Annotated in this window: 20 protein-coding genes and 1 tRNA gene; 16 read left to right on the plus strand and 5 right to left on the minus strand. The window is 59.1% G+C overall.

The window, feature by feature from the left end:
• Positions 1–23: 23 nt before the first annotated feature.
• Entirely contained in the window at positions 24–644 is a 621-nt protein-coding gene (locus ACIOVD_RS03690) for a LysE family translocator (protein WP_401126385.1), read from the minus strand.
• A 131-nt stretch (positions 645–775) separates the two neighbouring features.
• On the minus strand, positions 776–1,198 hold the full coding sequence (locus tag ACIOVD_RS03695; protein WP_401126217.1) for a DUF2000 domain-containing protein: 423 nt from the start codon (positions 1,196–1,198) through the stop codon (positions 776–778).
• A 265-nt stretch (positions 1,199–1,463) separates the two neighbouring features.
• Between ACIOVD_RS03695 and ACIOVD_RS03700 the strand changes: the two genes are divergently transcribed.
• Positions 1,464–1,949, plus strand: a complete 486-nt coding sequence (locus ACIOVD_RS03700) for an Lrp/AsnC family transcriptional regulator (protein ID WP_095166082.1) — start codon at positions 1,464–1,466, stop codon at positions 1,947–1,949.
• Between the two features lie 105 nt (positions 1,950–2,054).
• Here the strand turns inward: ACIOVD_RS03700 and ACIOVD_RS03705 are convergent, their stop codons facing one another.
• Together ACIOVD_RS03705 and ACIOVD_RS03710 are read right to left on the minus strand one after the other, a co-directional pair.
• Positions 2,055–2,696 (minus strand): hypothetical protein, encoded by a 642-nt coding sequence (locus ACIOVD_RS03705; RefSeq protein ID WP_095166080.1) that lies wholly within the window; start codon positions 2,694–2,696, stop codon positions 2,055–2,057.
• A 126-nt stretch (positions 2,697–2,822) separates the two neighbouring features.
• Positions 2,823–2,907 (minus strand) — tRNA-Leu (locus ACIOVD_RS03710).
• Positions 2,908–3,014: 107 nt separating this feature from the next.
• On the opposite strand from ACIOVD_RS03710, the gene queA reads away from it, so the two are divergent.
• From queA to ACIOVD_RS03740, 6 genes are all read left to right on the plus strand, one after another.
• Complete coding sequence (queA, locus tag ACIOVD_RS03715) at positions 3,015–4,064, plus strand: tRNA preQ1(34) S-adenosylmethionine ribosyltransferase-isomerase QueA (RefSeq protein WP_401126219.1); 1,050 nt, start codon at positions 3,015–3,017, stop codon at positions 4,062–4,064.
• A gap of 14 nt (positions 4,065–4,078) precedes the next feature.
• The gene (gene tgt, locus ACIOVD_RS03720; RefSeq protein ID WP_166592911.1) at positions 4,079–5,194 is read left to right on the plus strand and encodes a tRNA guanosine(34) transglycosylase Tgt; all 1,116 of its coding nucleotides are present in this window, start codon (positions 4,079–4,081) and stop codon (positions 5,192–5,194) included.
• Between the two features lie 44 nt (positions 5,195–5,238).
• Positions 5,239–5,574, plus strand: a complete 336-nt coding sequence (yajC, locus tag ACIOVD_RS03725; RefSeq protein WP_095166066.1) for a preprotein translocase subunit YajC — start codon at positions 5,239–5,241, stop codon at positions 5,572–5,574.
• Between the two features lie 62 nt (positions 5,575–5,636).
• The gene (secD, locus tag ACIOVD_RS03730; RefSeq protein WP_095166064.1) at positions 5,637–7,505 is read left to right on the plus strand and encodes a protein translocase subunit SecD; all 1,869 of its coding nucleotides are present in this window, start codon (positions 5,637–5,639) and stop codon (positions 7,503–7,505) included.
• A gap of 9 nt (positions 7,506–7,514) precedes the next feature.
• Positions 7,515–8,429 carry a protein translocase subunit SecF gene (gene secF / locus ACIOVD_RS03735; protein ID WP_095166062.1) on the plus strand — a complete coding sequence of 305 codons (915 nt, stop codon included), beginning with the start codon at positions 7,515–7,517 and terminating at the stop codon, positions 8,427–8,429.
• A 119-nt stretch (positions 8,430–8,548) separates the two neighbouring features.
• A complete protein-coding gene (locus tag ACIOVD_RS03740; RefSeq protein WP_095166060.1) occupies positions 8,549–9,097 on the plus strand; it encodes a glycine zipper 2TM domain-containing protein in 549 nt (182 codons plus the stop codon).
• Between the two features lie 141 nt (positions 9,098–9,238).
• On the opposite strand, the gene suhB is transcribed toward ACIOVD_RS03740, so the two are convergent.
• Positions 9,239–10,057 (minus strand): inositol-phosphate phosphatase, encoded by an 819-nt coding sequence (gene suhB, locus ACIOVD_RS03745; protein WP_003185165.1) that lies wholly within the window; start codon positions 10,055–10,057, stop codon positions 9,239–9,241.
• Between the two features lie 145 nt (positions 10,058–10,202).
• Here suhB and trmJ point away from each other — a divergent pair, with 145 nt between their 5' ends.
• From trmJ to fdx, 9 genes are all read left to right on the plus strand, one after another.
• Positions 10,203–10,973, plus strand: coding sequence for a tRNA (cytosine(32)/uridine(32)-2'-O)-methyltransferase TrmJ (gene trmJ, locus ACIOVD_RS03750; protein WP_159997807.1), 771 nt, complete (start codon positions 10,203–10,205; stop codon positions 10,971–10,973).
• Positions 10,974–10,975: 2 nt separating this feature from the next.
• Positions 10,976–11,752 (plus strand): serine O-acetyltransferase, encoded by a 777-nt coding sequence (gene cysE, locus ACIOVD_RS03755; protein ID WP_095166057.1) that lies wholly within the window; start codon positions 10,976–10,978, stop codon positions 11,750–11,752.
• Between the two features lie 265 nt (positions 11,753–12,017).
• Positions 12,018–12,509: a Fe-S cluster assembly transcriptional regulator IscR gene (gene iscR / locus ACIOVD_RS03760; RefSeq protein WP_095166055.1), complete on the plus strand. Its 492-nt coding sequence runs from the start codon at positions 12,018–12,020 to the stop codon at positions 12,507–12,509.
• A 50-nt stretch (positions 12,510–12,559) separates the two neighbouring features.
• Entirely contained in the window at positions 12,560–13,774 is a 1,215-nt protein-coding gene (locus tag ACIOVD_RS03765; RefSeq protein ID WP_095166053.1) for an IscS subfamily cysteine desulfurase, read from the plus strand.
• 89 nt (positions 13,775–13,863) lie between these two features.
• Positions 13,864–14,250 carry a Fe-S cluster assembly scaffold IscU gene (gene iscU / locus ACIOVD_RS03770; protein WP_003443374.1) on the plus strand — a complete coding sequence of 129 codons (387 nt, stop codon included), beginning with the start codon at positions 13,864–13,866 and terminating at the stop codon, positions 14,248–14,250.
• Positions 14,251–14,284: 34 nt separating this feature from the next.
• A complete protein-coding gene (gene iscA, locus ACIOVD_RS03775; protein WP_003227904.1) occupies positions 14,285–14,608 on the plus strand; it encodes an iron-sulfur cluster assembly protein IscA in 324 nt (107 codons plus the stop codon).
• An 8-nt stretch (positions 14,609–14,616) separates the two neighbouring features.
• Positions 14,617–15,138, plus strand: coding sequence for a co-chaperone HscB (gene hscB, locus ACIOVD_RS03780; protein WP_166593057.1), 522 nt, complete (start codon positions 14,617–14,619; stop codon positions 15,136–15,138).
• A gap of 51 nt (positions 15,139–15,189) precedes the next feature.
• Complete coding sequence (hscA, locus tag ACIOVD_RS03785) at positions 15,190–17,055, plus strand: Fe-S protein assembly chaperone HscA (RefSeq protein ID WP_401126224.1); 1,866 nt, start codon at positions 15,190–15,192, stop codon at positions 17,053–17,055.
• Entirely contained in the window at positions 17,055–17,396 is a 342-nt protein-coding gene (fdx, locus tag ACIOVD_RS03790) for an ISC system 2Fe-2S type ferredoxin (RefSeq protein ID WP_095166049.1), read from the plus strand. The genes hscA and fdx overlap by 1 nt, the downstream gene beginning before the upstream one ends.
• Positions 17,397–17,405 lie beyond the last annotated feature (9 nt).

Below are 17,405 nucleotides of genomic sequence, written 5' to 3' on the forward strand. Positions count from 1 at the left end.
GAGATCGGATACCACTGCGTGCTTCAAGTAATCAGCATCGCCGCGGCGGCCACTACCATGATCGCCGCCGCGCCGCGGAACAGCCACTGCTGGGCTTTCAGGCTCGATAGCAGGTGCCGGACACGCACCGCGCTGACAATGAACAGTGTGCCAACACCCAATAGAACGAGAATGGTCAATGGCACCAGCATCAGTCCCCACGTCTGTAGCGAGACTGTTTCAAGGTTGATCACGAGCGGCAACAACGCAAGATAGAAGCCGATGGTCTTCGGGTTGCCCAAGGTAATAGTCAGGCCTGATATCGCCGCCGACAGCAGTTCCTTTTTCTTCGCTGGGTGACCTATTTCAATAGCCTGATGGTTGGCGAACCAGAATTGCCAAGCCAGATAGCACAGGTACAGCGCAGCCGCCCAGCGCACCAATTGGAACAGTGCATCGAAGTGCGCGGCAATCATCGCCAGTCCAAAGATGGCAAATGACAAGTAAGTCAGATCGCCGAGTATCAACCCAAACAGCAGGCAAAAGCCCGATAGTGTGCCACCGCTGACGCTCCGTGCTACCAGCGCTGCCATGCCCGGACCGGGAATGGCCGCTGCGATGCCCAGCGCTGCCGTATAGGTAAGTGCTTGTGATACGTTGAGCATATCGCTTTTCTCGGATTGTTTATTATTAGGTGCTGGTTTCTTACATACTCGGAAGTCAAGATTAAACGACTTCACTTCAGTCTTTCATCTACGCCATGGCTGCGTTCTAAACAATACGGCATCTCAGCAGTTCATTTAAATAACGAAAGATTGCCCGTCAACTTGCTGATGCTTTTCTGTGGCCCGACCAAACCAATGGCCACCAACTCTATGCCTGAACTATCGGCCTCGCAGATGCGCGCCTCATATTCCTGATACGTCTTGCAGGATTGCGCCAGGGCGCTGAAGGGCATGCTATGAATTTCATTGTCCAGCAGCGCCTTCTTATGGAGTTCGTGCAAGTAATCACTGCTGGATCGCAAAATGGGCAAAGGTGCGTATATGACTCCAGGGTAATTAACCTCGTCACTGCTTTGCAGGGCAGGTCCAACCAGACCCTCTACCGAACGTCCTAGACTGACACCTATGACGCTTAGCGCATTTACTGCATGTCCCAACCCCAGCGTGTTGTCGACGACAATTACACATTTGTGAACGGCAGCATCGAAATACATATACACCTCGATTCCATCTATGTTGATTTTATCAATGACGTCAGACCAAGGTCGCGATCACTTACCCACAATCATTTTTCCGCATAATTACAGTCCGTCGTGGATGTATTTATCGATTTGTGCCTGGAGGCTGAGGGCCTGTAAATCCGATGTCAGATGCTGAAGAAATACTATCGCCTTTAGACGGGTAATTTTTTTCTACTTTGATCCGTGGGAGGATCGGTTCTGGTAGGATTTACCTCTTTATTGCGAGAGGTGGGAATTTATGACCGATCAGATGCTCAGTCTGACAGATATTAAAATCCTTACAGCCTTGCAGCAGGATGGCAGGATCACCAACCAGACCCTGGCCGACCAGATCGGCATGTCGGCCTCGCCCTGCTGGCGCAGAGTTCGCCAGTTGGAAGAGCATCGTTATATTCAGGGCTACCGGGCGGTGTTGGACCGACGCAAGATCGGGTTAGGGGTGATGGTGTTTGTAAGGGTCAGAATCGACCATCACAGCGAAGCCGAGGCCCAGAAGTTCGAGCAGCAAGTGATGCAGCTGGAGGGTGTGGTGGCGTGCTACAGCATCGGTGGCGACGCGGACTTCCTGATGCAGGTAGTGGCGCGTGATCTCGACTCTTTTTCTGACTTTGCTATGTCGGTGGTCCGACAGCTGCCTGGCATCAAAGAGATGCAGAGTATGTTTGTGCTCAAGGAGATCAAGCCTTTCGTCTCGTTCCCGGTCAAGCGCTCTCCAGAAGCCTGAGGACAGCTATCCAGGCTTCGGTTAGTTATGCGGCAGCAACCGCTTACCCCCAGGTAACCTCAAAATCGGACTGCCCCTCGCGCTAAAACCGAGCCCGAACCAAGCTCAATCGGTGGCCTTGTCAACGGCCCAGCCCACCAGCACAAACGGCAACAGGGGGATCATGAGCACAGTGATCCATACGCCCTCGTAGGCATCGTCGATCTTATCGCCCACGCCTCGTTCAGATGGAGCCGTGACAGTGTTCTCGGACAGGCTCACGGCATAACGATGGGTTCCCGTCTGATCATACTGACGGATTCTGCACTGCGTAGTGTTTACGCTGATATAGCGGTCCCCCGGCACGAGCGTTCGACTTTCCGGCCCTAGTCCGCGAGTCGGTGTGTCGTAACTGGCAAAGAGCTGCTGCAACTGGGCAATCTGCGCCTCAAACTCAGCCGCGCACTCAGGTTGACTGGCAAAAGCACGACTTTCCTTGCGGATAAGTTCCGGGCGGATCCGCCCATCTAGCAAGACCTCATAGAGATCGCCTTGCTCATCGATACGATTGAAAACCTGGGAGCCCATGCCGTTCTCGCCTCCGGGAGCGGAAAGCGCCTTGAACTCATCGCTGGAAAGCGGCTGATTCAAGGTGTAGCCGTAAACCTGAGGGACTTTGAGCGGTTCCTTCACAGGTTTTGCAGCGCACCCGATCAAGGATGACGCGATAATCGAAAGGCTCAGCGCGGCACAGAGCATCCTGTTCATGAATCGTCCTTGAGTTGCGTGCGGCATCTGGGGGCAGGGGTAAACATACAGGCACAAAAAAACCGGCTCAAATGGCCGGTTTCTTTGGGTCTGAAAGCCTGGTAGAGGCTTTCAGTTACTGCTATATGGTGCCCCGAGGGAGACTCGAACTCCCACTCCTTTCGAAAACGGATTTTGAATCCGCCGCGTCTACCAATTCCGCCATCAGGGCTCAATGGCGGCGAAGTATAGAGAGGAGATAACCGTCGGTCAATCAGGTACATGGAGAATTTTTGATATTTCCGCTAGACTTCCCGGCCCTGCTAGACGAACCCCATCATGCGCGTTGCTGACTTTACTTTCGAACTCCCTGATTCGCTGATCGCTCGCCACCCTTTGGCTGAGCGGCGCGGCAGTCGCCTGCTGACCCTGGATGGGCCTAGCGGCACCCTGGCGCACCGTCAATTCACTGATTTGCTTGAGCATTTGCGCCCGGGCGACTTGATGGTATTCAACAATACCCGGGTGATTCCGGCGCGGCTGTTTGGCCAGAAGGCTTCCGGCGGCAAGCTGGAGATTCTGGTGGAGCGGGTGCTCGACAGTCACCGCGTGCTGGCCCATGTGCGCTCCAGCAAGTCGCCCAAGCCTGGCTCGAAGATCCTCATCGACGGTGGGGGCGAGGCCGAGATGCTGGCGCGCCACGATGCGCTGTTCGAGCTGGGGTTTGCCGAGGAAGTGTTGCCGCTGCTCGACCGCGTCGGGCATATGCCGCTGCCTCCTTATATAGACCGTCCGGATGAAGACGCCGACCGCGAGCGCTACCAGACGGTGTACTCCGAGCGCCTGGGCGCAGTGGCGGCGCCGACGGCGGGGCTGCATTTCGATCAGCCGCTGCTGGAGGCAATTGCCGCCAAGGGCATCGAGACTGCGTTCGTGACTCTGCACGTGGGGGCTGGGACCTTTCAGCCGGTGCGTGTCGAGAAGCTCGAAGACCACCACATGCACAGCGAGTGGCTGGAAGTCGGCCAGGACGTGGTGGATGCAGTGGAGGCCTGTCGGGCGCGCGGCGGGCGGGTGGTGGCCGTGGGGACCACCAGCGTGCGTTCGCTGGAAAGTGCAGCGCGCGATGGCGTGCTCAAGCCGTTCAGCGGCGACACCGATATCTTTATTTTTCCGGGCCGGCCGTTCCATGTGGTCGATGCTCTGGTCACCAACTTCCATTTGCCCGAATCCACGCTGTTGATGCTGGTTTCGGCGTTCGCCGGGTATCCCGAGACCATGGCCGCCTATCAGGCAGCCGTCGAGCATGGGTACCGCTTTTTCAGCTACGGTGATGCGATGTTCATCACCCGCAATCCCGCACCGCGCGGCCCAGAGGAAACAGCATGAGTCGCACCTGTCGTATGTCTTTCGAACTTTTGGCCACCGACGGCAAAGCCCGTCGGGGGCGCCTGACGTTCCCGCGTGGCACCGTCGAGACCCCGGCGTTCATGCCGGTGGGTACCTACGGCACGGTCAAGGGCATGTTGCCGCGGGATATCGAGGCCACGGGCGCCGAGATCATCCTGGGTAATACCTTCCACCTGTGGCTGCGTCCTGGCACTGAAGTGATCAAGAAGCACGGCGACCTGCACGATTTCATGCAGTGGAAAGGCCCGATCCTGACCGACTCCGGTGGTTTCCAGGTGTTCAGCCTGGGCGCCATGCGCAAGATCAAGGAGGAGGGCGTGACCTTCGCCTCGCCGGTGGACGGCGCCAAGGTGTTCATGGGTCCGGAAGAGTCGATGCAGGTCCAGCGTGACCTGGGCTCCGACATCGTGATGATTTTTGACGAATGCACGCCGTACCCGGCCGACGAAGACGTAGCGCGGATCTCCATGGAGCTGTCGCTGCGCTGGGCCCAGCGTTCGAAAAACGCCCATGGCGAGAACACCGCGGCGCTGTTCGGGATCGTTCAGGGCGGCATGCACCAGGACCTGCGCATGCGCTCCCTGGAAGGCCTCGACAAGATCGGTTTTGACGGCCTGGCCATTGGCGGCCTGTCGGTGGGCGAGCCCAAGCACGAGATGATCAAGGTGCTGGACTACCTTCCGGGTCAGATGCCGGCTGACAAACCTCGTTACCTTATGGGTGTTGGCAAGCCGGAAGACTTGGTTGAGGGTGTGCGCCGCGGGGTGGACATGTTCGATTGCGTGATGCCAACCCGTAATGCCCGCAATGGGCATCTGTTCATTGATACTGGTGTGCTGAAGATCCGTAACGCGTTTCATCGCCATGATGATTCGCCGCTCGATCCGACCTGCGATTGCTATACCTGCCAGAACTTCTCCCGCGCTTATCTGCATCATCTGGACAAGTGCGGCGAAATGCTGGGAAGCATGCTCAATACCATCCACAATTTGCGCCATTACCAAGTGCTTATGGCTGGTTTGCGCGAGGCTATTCAACAGGGTACATTGGCCGCCTTTGTCGATGCCTTCTATGCCAAGCGCGGGTTGCCTGTTCCGCCTTTGGACTGAGTTTTAAAACGTTTAAGACACTAATTCTGCAACTGGAGTGCTAAATGAGCTTTTTTATCTCGAATGCGATGGCAGACGCCGCTGCACCTGCTGCCGGCCCTGCTGGCACTGGCTTTGAGTGGATTTTCCTGGTCGGTTTCCTGGTCATCTTCTACCTGATGATCTGGCGTCCACAGGCCAAACGCGCCAAAGAGCAGAAGAACCTGCTGAGCAACTTGCAAAAAGGTGATGAAGTTGTGACCTCTGGCGGCATCGCCGGCAAGATCACCAAAGTAGCGGATGATTTCGTGGTTCTCGAAGTTTCTGACTCGGTAGAGCTGAAGTTCCAGAAAGGCGCCATCGCTGCCACGCTGCCAAAAGGCACGCTGAAAGCGATCTGAGTTTCATCTTCTACCAATCGACGGGGCGCGCAAGGCGCCCCGCGTCATAAGCGGGCGGCGTGATGCTGAACAAATACCCTCTGTGGAAATACGTACTGATCCTGGCGGTGCTGGCGATCGGTCTGGTTTATTCCGCTCCCAATCTTTACCCTGATGACCCGGCCATTCAGGTCAGCGGTGCAAGCACTGCGCTGCAGGTCAATCAGGCGGATCTGGATCGTGTGAGCAAAGCGCTCAACGAGTCCGGGATCACCGTCAAGGCAGCCACGCTGGCAGCCAACGGCAAGGGCGGCCTGATTCGCCTGACCAAGCAGGAAGACCAGCTTCCGGCCAAGGATGTCGTGCGCAAGGCCTTGGGTGATGACTATGTCGTTGCACTGAACCTGGCACAAACTACCCCGCAATGGCTGCGCAGCCTCGGCGCGCACCCGATGAAGCTGGGTCTGGACTTGTCCGGTGGTGTGCACTTCCTCCTGGAAGTGGACATGGACAAAGCCATCGACGCCCGCATGAAAGTCTACGAAGGCGACGTCAAGAGCCTGTTGCGCAAAGAGCGCCTGCGCTATCGCAGCCTGCCGCAACTCAACGGTGCCATCCAGCTGGGCTTCACTGATGAAGCAGCCCGCGAACAGGCCCGTGCACTGATCCGCAAGAGCTTCAGCGATTTCGACATTGTTCCCGCCGACCTCAATGGTCAGCCGGTACTGCGTCTGGCGATGACCCCGGCCAAGCTGGCGGAAATCCGTGAGTACTCCATCAAGCAGAACTTGACCACGGTACGTAACCGCGTCAACGAGCTGGGTGTTGCCGAGCCTATCGTTCAGCGTCAGGGTGCCAACCGCATCGTGGTTGAACTGCCAGGCGTGCAGGACACTGCCGAAGCCAAGCGAATCCTGGGCAAGACGGCCAACCTTGAGTTCCGTCTGGCAGCAGAGCCGGGCGCGTCCAAAGCCACTTCCGAGATGTTCGAATTCCGCGAGGGCAAGCGTCCTCCTGCGCAGATCGAGCGTGGCCTGATCATCACTGGCGACCAGGTAACTGACGCCAAGGCCGGTTTCGGCGAGCACGGCACCCCAGAGGTGAACATTCGCCTGGACGGTCATGGCGGCGAGCTGATGAACCGTGCTACCCGCTCCAACGTCGGTCGCAGCATGGCGGTGATCTTCATCGAGCAACGTCCGGTGACCACCTACGTCAAGCAGGTCGTCGACGGCGTCGAGAAAGACGTGGCGGTGCAAACCTTCAAGGAAGAGAAGAAGATCATCAGCCTGGCGACTATCCAGTCGCCGCTGGGCGCGCAGTTCCGCATCACTGGCCTGAACGGCCAGGGCGAATCCTCGGAGCTGGCGTTGCTGCTGCGCGCCGGTGGTCTGGCGGCCCCGATGTACTTCGCTGAAGAACGTACCATCGGTCCAAGCCTGGGTGCTGACAACATCACCAAGGGTATCGATGCGTCGCTGTGGGGCATGCTGTTCGTGTCGCTGTTCATCATGGCCATCTACCGCTTCTTCGGCTTGATCGCCACCGTGGCGCTGGGCGTGAACATGGTGTTGCTGCTGGCTCTGATGTCGCTGCTGGGTGCAACCCTGACCCTGCCAGGCATCGCCGGTATCGTCTTGACCATGGGTATGGCGGTCGACGCCAACGTACTGATCTTCTCGCGGATTCGTGAAGAGATCGCGGCGGGCATGACGGTGCAGCGGGCGATCAACGAAGGTTTCGGGCGCGCATTCACCGCGATTCTCGACGCCAACCTGACCACCTTGCTGGTGGGCGGGATTCTGTTTGCCATGGGCACAGGTCCGGTCAAGGGCTTCGCCGTGACCATGTCCCTCGGGGTTCTGACCTCGATGTTCACGGCCATCATGGTTACTCGTGCGATGGTCAACCTGATCTTCGGCGGTCGTGACTTCAAGAAGTTGTGGATTTAAGGGGCTGCCATGTTACGTACAATCAACTTCATGGGCGTTCGCAACGTAGCGTTCGGCGTCACATTGTTCCTCACGGTGCTGGCGTTGTTCAGTGTTGCCACCAAGGGCATGAACTATGGCCTGGACTTCACCGGCGGTACGCTGATCGAGCTGACCTATGAGCGTCCGGCCGATGTGACCAAGGTGCGTGAGCAGCTGGTTACCTCGGGTTATCACGAGGCGGTGGTGCAGAGCTTTGGTGCGACCACCGATTTGCTGGTGCGCATGCCAGGCGAAGACCCGCAACTGGGTCACCAGGTAGCTGAGGCCTTGCAGAAGGTCGGCGGCGACAACCCGGCCGTGGTCAAGCGCGTCGAGTTCGTCGGCCCGCAGGTAGGTGAAGAACTGCGCGACCAGGGCGGCCTCGGCATGCTCATGGCGCTGGGCGGCATCTTGATCTACCTGGCGTTCCGCTTTCAGTGGAAATTTGCGGTCGGGGCCATCGTGTCGCTGATCCACGACGTGATCGTGACCATCGGTATCCTGTCGTTCTTCCAGATCACCTTCGACCTGACGGTGCTGGCGGCGGTACTGGCGATCATCGGTTACTCGCTCAACGACACCATCGTGGTGTTCGACCGGGTGCGTGAGAACTTCCGCGTACTGCGCAAGGCGACGCTGATCGAGAACATCAACATCTCGACCACCCAGACCCTACTGCGCACCATTGCCACCTCGGTTTCGACCCTGTTGGCGATCGCCGCGCTGTTGTTCTTCGGTGGCGACAACCTGTACGGCTTCTCCCTGGCCCTGCTGGTGGGTGTATTGGCGGGTACTTACTCGTCGATCTACATCGCCAACGTGGTGCTGATCTGGCTGAACCTGAGCAGTGAAGACCTGATCCCTACGGTCAACACCGATAAGGAAGTGGACGACCGTCCTTGAGACGTTTTCCCACTTGGTAGTACCCAAAAAGGCGCGAGTATTGAACTCGCGCCTTTTTTTGTGCTCCAAGGCTGGGAGAAGCGCGGGCATGTCCCGCATGTGATGGTCAGGAGGTTCATGTGAACAAGTCGTTGCTGGTTGGTGCGGTATTGGGTGCTGTCGGTGTGACTGCCGGGGGTGCTGTTGCCACCTACAGCCTGGTAAAAAGCGGCCCTGAGTATGCGCAAGTACTGGCCGTTGAGCCGGTCAAGAAACAGATCAAGACTCCACGTGAAGTGTGCAAGGACGTGACCGTGACCCGTCAGGCGCCGGTCAAGGATCAACACCAGATCGCAGGTACCGTGGTCGGTGCGCTGGCCGGTGGCCTGTTGGGTAACCAGATCGGTGGCGGCACCGGCAAGAAGATCGCCACGGTCGCTGGTGCGGTAGGTGGCGGTTATGCCGGTAACAAGGTGCAGGAGGGCATGCAGGAGCGTGACACCTATACCACCACGCAAACCCGCTGCAACACGGTCAATGACATCAGCGACAAGGTCGTAGGCTACGACGTGCGTTATTCGCTCGACGGCAAGGAAGGCAAGGTGCGCATGGATCGCGATCCAGGCAACCAGATTCCGGTCAACAAGGAAGGTCAGTTGGTCCTGGGCCAGAACGAACCGGCTCAATAAAGGGTTCAGATTAAAAAAGAAGCACCCTGCGGGGTGCTTTTTTGTGCCCGCGATCCATGCACCGCCGCAATCCCCTGTAGGAGGGCAAATGGCAGGCATAAAAAAAGCACCCCGCAGGGTGCTTTCTCTGTCGCTGGAAGCTTAGCGTTTCAGCGAGGCTGGCAGGTGCGGCTGGATGGCCGTCAGGACTGCCTTGAAGCATTTGGTGTTGCCGGCAACGATGTGGCCTTTTTCGAGGAAGTCGTGACCGCCGGTGAAGTCGCTCACCAGGCCGCCTGCTTCCTGGATCAGCAGGGCGCCTGCAGCCATGTCCCACTCGGACAGGCCCGACTCCCAGAATGCGTCGAAACGGCCGGCGGCGACGTACGCCAGGTCCAGGCTCGCGGCGCCAGCGCGGCGGATGCCGGCAGTCTGGCCAACCAGGGCGCGGAACATGCCCAGGTAGTTATCGAGATTGTCCATCTGGTCGTCACGGAACGGGAAGCCAGTACCCAGCAGGGCGCCGTCCAGGCTGGTACGACCGCTGACGCGCAGGCGACGACCGTTCAGTTGGGCGCCACGGCCACGGCTGGCGGTGAACTCTTCCTGGCGAACCGGGTCCAGGACCACGGCGTGTTCCAGGCGACCACGGTATTTGCAGGCGATGCTGACGGCGAAGTGGGGGATGCCACGCAGGAAGTTGGTGGTGCCGTCCAGTGGGTCGATGATCCACAGGTACTCTTCGCCTTCGATACCGGTGCCGGCGTGCATGCCGGTCTCTTCGCCGAGGATCGAGTGGTTCGGGTAGGCTTTGCGCAGGGCGTCGACGATTTTCTGTTCGGCCGCGCGATCCACTTCGGACACGTAGTCCTTGGCGTCTTTTTCATCGACCTTGATGGTATCCAGGCGCTCGATGGAGCGGAAAATCAATTCACTGGCGCTGCGGGCGGCGCGCAGCGCGATATTCAGCATGGGCTGCATGGATGTGTCACCTAAGGTTGTTAAAGAAAGCCGAGCATTCTAGCAGAAAGTTTCTACAGGTGAACGACGACGTTTGCTTTCGTAGCTTAACTTTAGGATGAACTGTAAGATTTGCGACCAAATTCCCTGTCAGAGAGCGCCTCCCTTGCTGCAGAACATTCGTGTCGTCCTGGTCAATACCAGTCATCCGGGAAACATCGGTGGGGCTGCGCGTGCCATGAAGAACATGGGGCTGTCGCGCCTGGTGCTGGTGGAGCCGCGGCTGTTTCCCCATCACGAGGCCGATGCGCGGGCTTCGGGTGCCGGCGATATCCTGGAAAACGCACAAGTGGTCGCCACCCTGGAAGATGCGCTGGTGGGCTGTAACCTGGTGCTTGGCACCAGCGCGCGCGATCGTCGCATTCCCTGGCCGCTGCTCGATCCGCGCGAGTGCGGGACCAAGGTGGTCGAGGAGGCGGCGTCCGGTGCCGAGATTGCCTTGGTGTTTGGTCGTGAAGATTCCGGCCTGACCAATGAAGAGCTGCAGCGATGTCATTATCACGTGCACATTCCTTCGGACCCTGAGTTCAGCTCGCTGAACCTGGGGGCCGCGGTGCAGGTGTTGAGCTATGAAGTGCGCATGTCCTGGTTGGCCGCGCAAGGCCAGCCAAGCAAGGTCGAGAAGGAAGAAGTGGCGTCCACCAAGAGCGGTGAGCTGGCGACCATGGATGAGCTGGAGCGATTCTATGAGCACCTGGAGCAGACCCTGGTGGCCATCGAGTTTCTCGATCCGGAAAAACCGCGGCACTTGATGGCGCGCCTGCGCCGGCTGTACGGACGAAGCTCGGTCAGCCGGGCGGAGATGAATATTTTGCGTGGCATCCTCACGGAAACCCAGAAAGCGGCCCGTGGTGAGCTCCTTAAGCGGAAGGATTAATGATGTTCGAGCGTTTGCGTGAAGATATCCAGAGCGTTTTCCACCGAGACCCGGCGGCACGTAATGCATTCGAAGTGCTGACCTGCTACCCGGGCATGCACGCGATCTGGATTCATCGCCTGTCGGCGGCGCTGTGGGGCTGGGGCTGGAAATGGCTGGCGCGGTTGGTATCGAACTTCGGTCGCTGGTTGACCGGGATCGAGATTCACCCGGGTGCCAAGGTCGGCCGACGCTTCTTTATTGATCACGGTATGGGCATCGTCATTGGTGAAACCGCCGAGATCGGTGATGACGTGACGCTGTATCAGGGCGTGACCCTGGGCGGTACCAGCTGGAATAAAGGCAAGCGCCACCCGACGCTGGAAGATGGTGTGGTGGTGGGTGCCGGCGCCAAGGTGCTGGGGCCGTTCACCGTGGGGGCGGGCGCCAAGGTCGGCTCCAATGCGGTGGTGACCAAGGCGGTGCCGGCCGGTGCGACTGTGGTCGGGATTCCAGGGCGGATCATCGTCAAGTCCGACGACGAGCAGGAGGCCAAGCGCAAGGCCATGGCCGAGAAGATCGGATTTGATGCCTACGGTGTCGGCGAAGACATGCCTGACCCGGTGGCACGGGCCATTGGTCAGTTGCTCGACCACCTGCAGGCGGTGGATGGTCGTCTGGAAGGGATGTGCGGCGCGCTGAAAGACCTCGGCAGCCCTTACTGTGCCAAGGATCTGCCTGAGTTGCGCGAAGAAGATTTCGCCTGTGTGAAAGACAAGGATCAGACCCAGGCCAGCTAGGCCGAGTCGCCCCCATCGCGGGCGAGCCCGCTCCCACAAGGTCTTCGGTGATGCACAGCCTGTGTTAGCACCGAAAATCCCTGTGGGAGCGGGCTCGCCCGCGATGAACGATCACGCGGTACTACTGGCTGTTAGCGGCCAGCCTTTGCTATGATACGCGCGCTCTTTTGCAGGTAAACCTGACTAAAGTACTAGGTCTTATAGTTGACTTAAATACTCGGGAATTGCATACTCCTCCCATCCCGAAACTCCGCGGTAATTGTCCATGCGACTGACTACAAAAGGCCGATACGCTGTCACCGCCATGCTTGACCTGGCGTTGCACGCGCAGCATGGGCCTGTGTCCCTGGCTGACATTTCCGAGCGCCAAGGCATTTCCCTGTCCTACCTCGAACAGCTTTTCGCCAAGTTGCGCCGCAGCAACCTGGTTTCCAGTGTTCGTGGTCCTGGCGGCGGCTACCAGCTGTCGCGTGACATGCAGGGGATCCAGGTTGCTCAGGTAATCGACGCGGTAAATGAATCGGTTGACGCTACCAAGTGCCAGGGTCTGGGTGATTGCCACGGCGGCGATACCTGTCTGACCCACCACTTGTGGTGTGATCTGAGCCTGCAAATCCACGAATTTCTCAGCGGTATCAGCTTGGCTGATCTTGTCACTCGCCGTGAGGTACAAGAAGTAGCCCAGCGTCAGGACCAGCGTCGTTGCAACAGCAAGTCGCCGCGCCTGGACAAGATTGAAGCGTCCGCCGTCGAATGACAGCCAAAGAGCTAGCGGCACGCCAGCCAGCCTGATTTAGGAGATAGTCCATGAAATTGCCGATTTACCTTGATTACTCTGCGACCACCCCGGTTGATCCGCGTGTCGCGCAAAAGATGAGTGAATGCCTGCTGGTCGACGGAAACTTCGGTAACCCGGCGTCCCGCTCCCACGTGTTCGGCTGGAAAGCCGAAGAATCGGTCGAGAACGCTCGTCGCCAGGTCGCCGACCTGGTCAACGCCGACCCGCGTGAAATCGTCTGGACCTCCGGTGCCACCGAGTCCGACAACCTGGCAATCAAGGGTGCGGCACATTTCTATGCCACCAAAGGCAAGCACCTGATCACCACCAAGATTGAGCACAAGGCTGTCCTCGACACCATGCGCCAACTGGAGCGTGAAGGTTTCGAAGTGACCTACCTCGAGCCGCGCACCGATGGTCTGGTGACTCCGGAAATGATCGAAGCTGCACTGCGTGACGACACCATCCTGGTTTCGGTCATGCATGTGAACAACGAAATCGGCACCATCAACGACATCGCCGCCATCGGTGAGTTGCTCCGTTCCAAGGGCATCCTGTTCCACGTCGACGCCGCACAGTCCACTGGCAAGGTCGAAATCGACCTGCAGAAGCTGAAAGTCGACATGATGTCGTTCTCCGCCCACAAGACCTACGGCCCTAAAGGCATCGGCGCACTGTACGTGAGCCGCAAGCCGCGTGTGCGCATCGAAGCGACCATGCACGGTGGCGGTCATGAGCGTGGCATGCGCTCCGGCACCCTGGCCACTCACCAGATCGTCGGCATGGGCGAAGCCTTCCGCGTAGCCAAGGAAGACATGGTTGCCGAGAACGTGCGCATCAAGGCCCTGAGCGACCGCTTCTACAAGCAGGTCGAGCATCTGGAAGAGCTGTACGTCAACGGCAGCCTGACCGCCCGCGTTCCGCACAACCTGAACCTGAGCTTCAACTACGTTGAAGGCGAATCGCTGATCATGGCGCTCAAGGACCTGGCGGTTTCCTCCGGTTCGGCCTGCACCTCGGCTTCGCTTGAGCCTTCGTACGTACTGCGCGCCCTGGGCCGCAACGACGAACTGGCACACAGCTCGATCCGCTTCACCTTCGGCCGCTTCACCACCGAAGAAGAAATCGATTACGCCGCGCAGAAAGTCTGCGAGGCCGTTACCAAGCTGCGCGCTCTGTCGCCGCTGTGGGACATGTACAAAGACGGCGTCGACATTTCGAAGATCGAGTGGGCGGCACACTGATATATAAGTCGCCGCACACGGGTCCTGTCTTGAAATTTCGGTTTGCAGGGCCCAAAGAGCGACTCTCTGATGAGTGAGGATTAAGAATCATGGCTTACAGCGAAAAGGTCATCGACCACTACGAGAACCCGCGCAACGTCGGCAAGATGGACGCGGAAGATCCTGATGTCGGCACCGGCATGGTCGGCGCCCCAGCGTGCGGCGACGTGATGCGCCTGCAGATCAAGGTCAACGAGCAAGGCATCATCGAAGACGCCAAGTTCAAGACCTACGGCTGCGGTTCCGCCATTGCTTCCAGCTCCCTGGCTACCGAGTGGATGAAGGGCAAGACCCTGGATGAAGCCGAGACCATCAAGAACACTCAGCTGGCTGAAGAACTGGCCCTGCCGCCAGTGAAAATCCACTGCTCGGTACTCGCTGAAGACGCCATCAAGGCAGCTGTTCGCGACTACAAGCAGAAAAAAGGCTTGATCTGACTTTCAGGTTTTGGCGACGAGTAAGGAGTCAACGATGGCTATCAGCATGACAGAAGCGGCTGCTCGACACGTGCGACGCTCCCTCGACGGGCGCGGCAAAGGTGAGGGGATTCGCCTGGGTGTTCGCACCACGGGCTGTTCCGGCCTTGCCTACGTGCTGGAGTTTGTCGACGAAGTGGTGGCAGAGGATCAGGTGTTCGAAAGTCACGGCGAGAAAGTGATCATCGACCCGAAAAGCCTGGCCTACCTGGACGGCACCGAACTCGATTTCGTCAAGGAAGGGTTGAACGAAGGCTTCAAGTTCAACAATCCCAACGTACGCGGTGAATGTGGCTGCGGCGAAAGCTTCAACATCTGAGGCTTGTCGTGGGTACTCCTTGTCATTTCGCTTTATTTGAGCTGCAACCGAGCTTCAACCTGGACCTCGACCAGCTGGCTACGCGCTACCGTGAGTTGGCGCGCGGCGTTCATCCGGACCGCTTTGCTGATGCTTCCGAGCGTGAGCAACGGCTGGCGCTAGAGCAATCCGCGAGCCTCAACGAGGCCTACCAGACGCTCAAGAGTCCCCCCAAACGCGCGCGTTACCTGCTCGCCATGGGTGGTGGTGAGTTGCCGCTGGAGGTCACGGTGCATGATCCGGAATTTCTTCTGCAGCAGATGCAATGGCGCGAAGAGCTCGAAGACCTGCAAGACAGTGCCGACCTGGCCGGGGTTGCGGTATTCAAGCGCCGCCTGAAGGTCGCCCAGGAAGAACTGAACCAAAGCTTCGCAGCTTGCTGGAACGATGCCGCGCAACGCGAACAGGCCGAACGCCTGATGCGGCGCATGCAGTTCCTCGACAAGCTCACCTACGAAGTGCGCCAGTTAGAAGAGCGCCTCGACGATTAACCCAGTGCCGCCTCGGTCGCACGCCTGATATACAGATAAGTCCTGATAACGATGGCCCTACTGCAGATCGCCGAACCCGGCCAAAGTCCTCAACCGCACCAGCGTCGTCTGGCTGTGGGGATCGACTTGGGCACTACCAATTCGCTGGTCGCTGCGTTGCGCAGTGGTCTTTCCGAGCCGCTGGCCGATGCTGACGGGCAGGTCATCCTGCCGTCTGCCGTGCGCTATCACGCAGATCGCGTCGAAGTGGGCGAGTCCGCCAGACTGGCTGCTGCTACCGACCCGTTGAACACGGTGCTGTCGGTCAAGCGCTTGATGGGTCGTGGTCTGTCCGACGTCAAGCAGCTGGGCGAGCAACTGCCGTACCGCTTTGTCGGTGGCGAGTCGCACATGCCGTTCATCGACACTGTTCAAGGGCCGAAAAGCCCGGTCGAAGTCTCCGCCGACATCCTCAAGGTCCTGCGTCAGCGCGCTGAAGCGGCGTTGGGTGGTGAGCTGGTGGGCGCCGTGATCACGGTTCCGGCCTACTTCGACGATGCCCAGCGTCAAGCCACCAAGGATGCGGCCAAGCTGGCCGGCCTGAACGTGCTGCGCTTGCTCAATGAGCCAACGGCTGCGGCGGTCGCCTACGGGCTGGACCAGCACGCCGAAGGCCTGGTCGCTATCTATGACCTAGGCGGCGGCACCTTCGATATTTCGATTCTGCGCCTGACCGGCGGTGTGTTTGAGGTCCTGGCTACCGGCGGCGACAGCGCCCTGGGTGGCGACGATTTTGACCACGCGATTGCGGGTTGGATCATCGAGAGCGCCGGCTTGTCCGCCGACCTCGATCCGGGCGCGCAGCGTCAACTGTTGCAAACCGCCTGCGCGGCCAAGGAAGCGTTGACCAATGCCGCGTCGGTCGAAGTGGTCCATGGTGCCTGGAAAGCCGAGCTGACCCGTGAAGCCTTTGATGCGCTGATCGAGCCAATGGTCGCGCGCAGCCTCAAGGCCTGCCGTCGTGCCGTGCGTGACTCCGGCATCGAGCTGGACGACGTGCACGCAGTGGTCATGGTCGGTGGTTCCACCCGTGTGCCGCGGGTGCGTGAGGCTGTCGCTGAAGCGTTTGGTCGCCAGCCGCTGACGGAAATCGATCCGGATCAAGTGGTGGCCATTGGTGCTGCGATCCAGGCCGATACCCTGGCGGGCAACAAGCGTGACGGTGGCGAACTGCTCCTGCTCGACGTGATTCCGTTGTCCCTGGGGCTGGAAACCATGGGCGGCCTGATGGAGAAGGTGATTCCACGCAACACCACGATCCCGGTGGCGCGCGCCCAGGACTTCACCACTTACAAAGACGGCCAGTCGGCCATGATGATTCACGTGCTGCAGGGCGAGCGTGAGCTAATCAGCGATTGCCGCTCCCTGGCGCGTTTTGAATTACGCGGGATTCCGGCCATGGTTGCCGGTGCAGCGAAGATTCGTGTGACCTTCCAGGTCGACGCCGACGGCCTGCTCAGCGTTTCGGCGCGCGAGCTGGGTTCGGGCGTCGAGGCGAGCATCCAGGTCAAGCCGTCCTACGGCCTGACTGACGGCGAAATTGCCCGCATGCTCAAGGATTCGTTCCAACACGCCAATGACGACAAGGTCGCCCGCGTCCTGCGCGAGCAGCAAGTTGATGCCCAGCGCCTGGTCGAGGCGGTGCAGGGCGCCCTGGAGGCTGATGGCGAGCGCTTGCTCGACGCCGAAGAGCGCATGGTTATCGACCTGCAGGTGCAGGAACTGATCGAACTGATGAAAGGTACTGATGGTTACGCCATCGAGCAGCAGACCAAGCGTCTGTCGCAAGTGACCGATGCTTTTGCAGCCCGTCGCATGGATCAGACGGTGAAAGCCGCTCTGTCGGGGCGCAATCTGAATGAAATCGAGGATATCTGATGCCGCAGGTCATTTTTCTGCCACACGAGAAGTTCTGCCCGGACGGCATGGTTGTCGAGGCTGAGCCCGGCACCTCTATTCTCGAACTGGCCCACGAACACCACATCGAGATGGAAAGCGCCTGCGGCGGCGTCTGTGCTTGCACTACGTGTCACTGCCTGATTCGTGAGGGTTTTGACTCGCTGGAAGAGGCCGACGAGCTGGAAGAGGACTATCTTGATCGGGCCTGGGGTCTGGAGCCTGTGTCCCGCCTGGCCTGTCAGGCTATAGTGGGTGAAGAAGACATCACCGTCGAAATCCCGAAATATTCGCTTAACCATGCGGCTGAAGCGCCGCACTGACTGGTAAGA

The sequence above is a fragment of the Pseudomonas sp. NPDC087626 genome, from assembly GCF_044743405.1.
In the GTDB taxonomy this organism is placed as follows: Bacteria; Pseudomonadota; Gammaproteobacteria; order Pseudomonadales; family Pseudomonadaceae; genus Aquipseudomonas.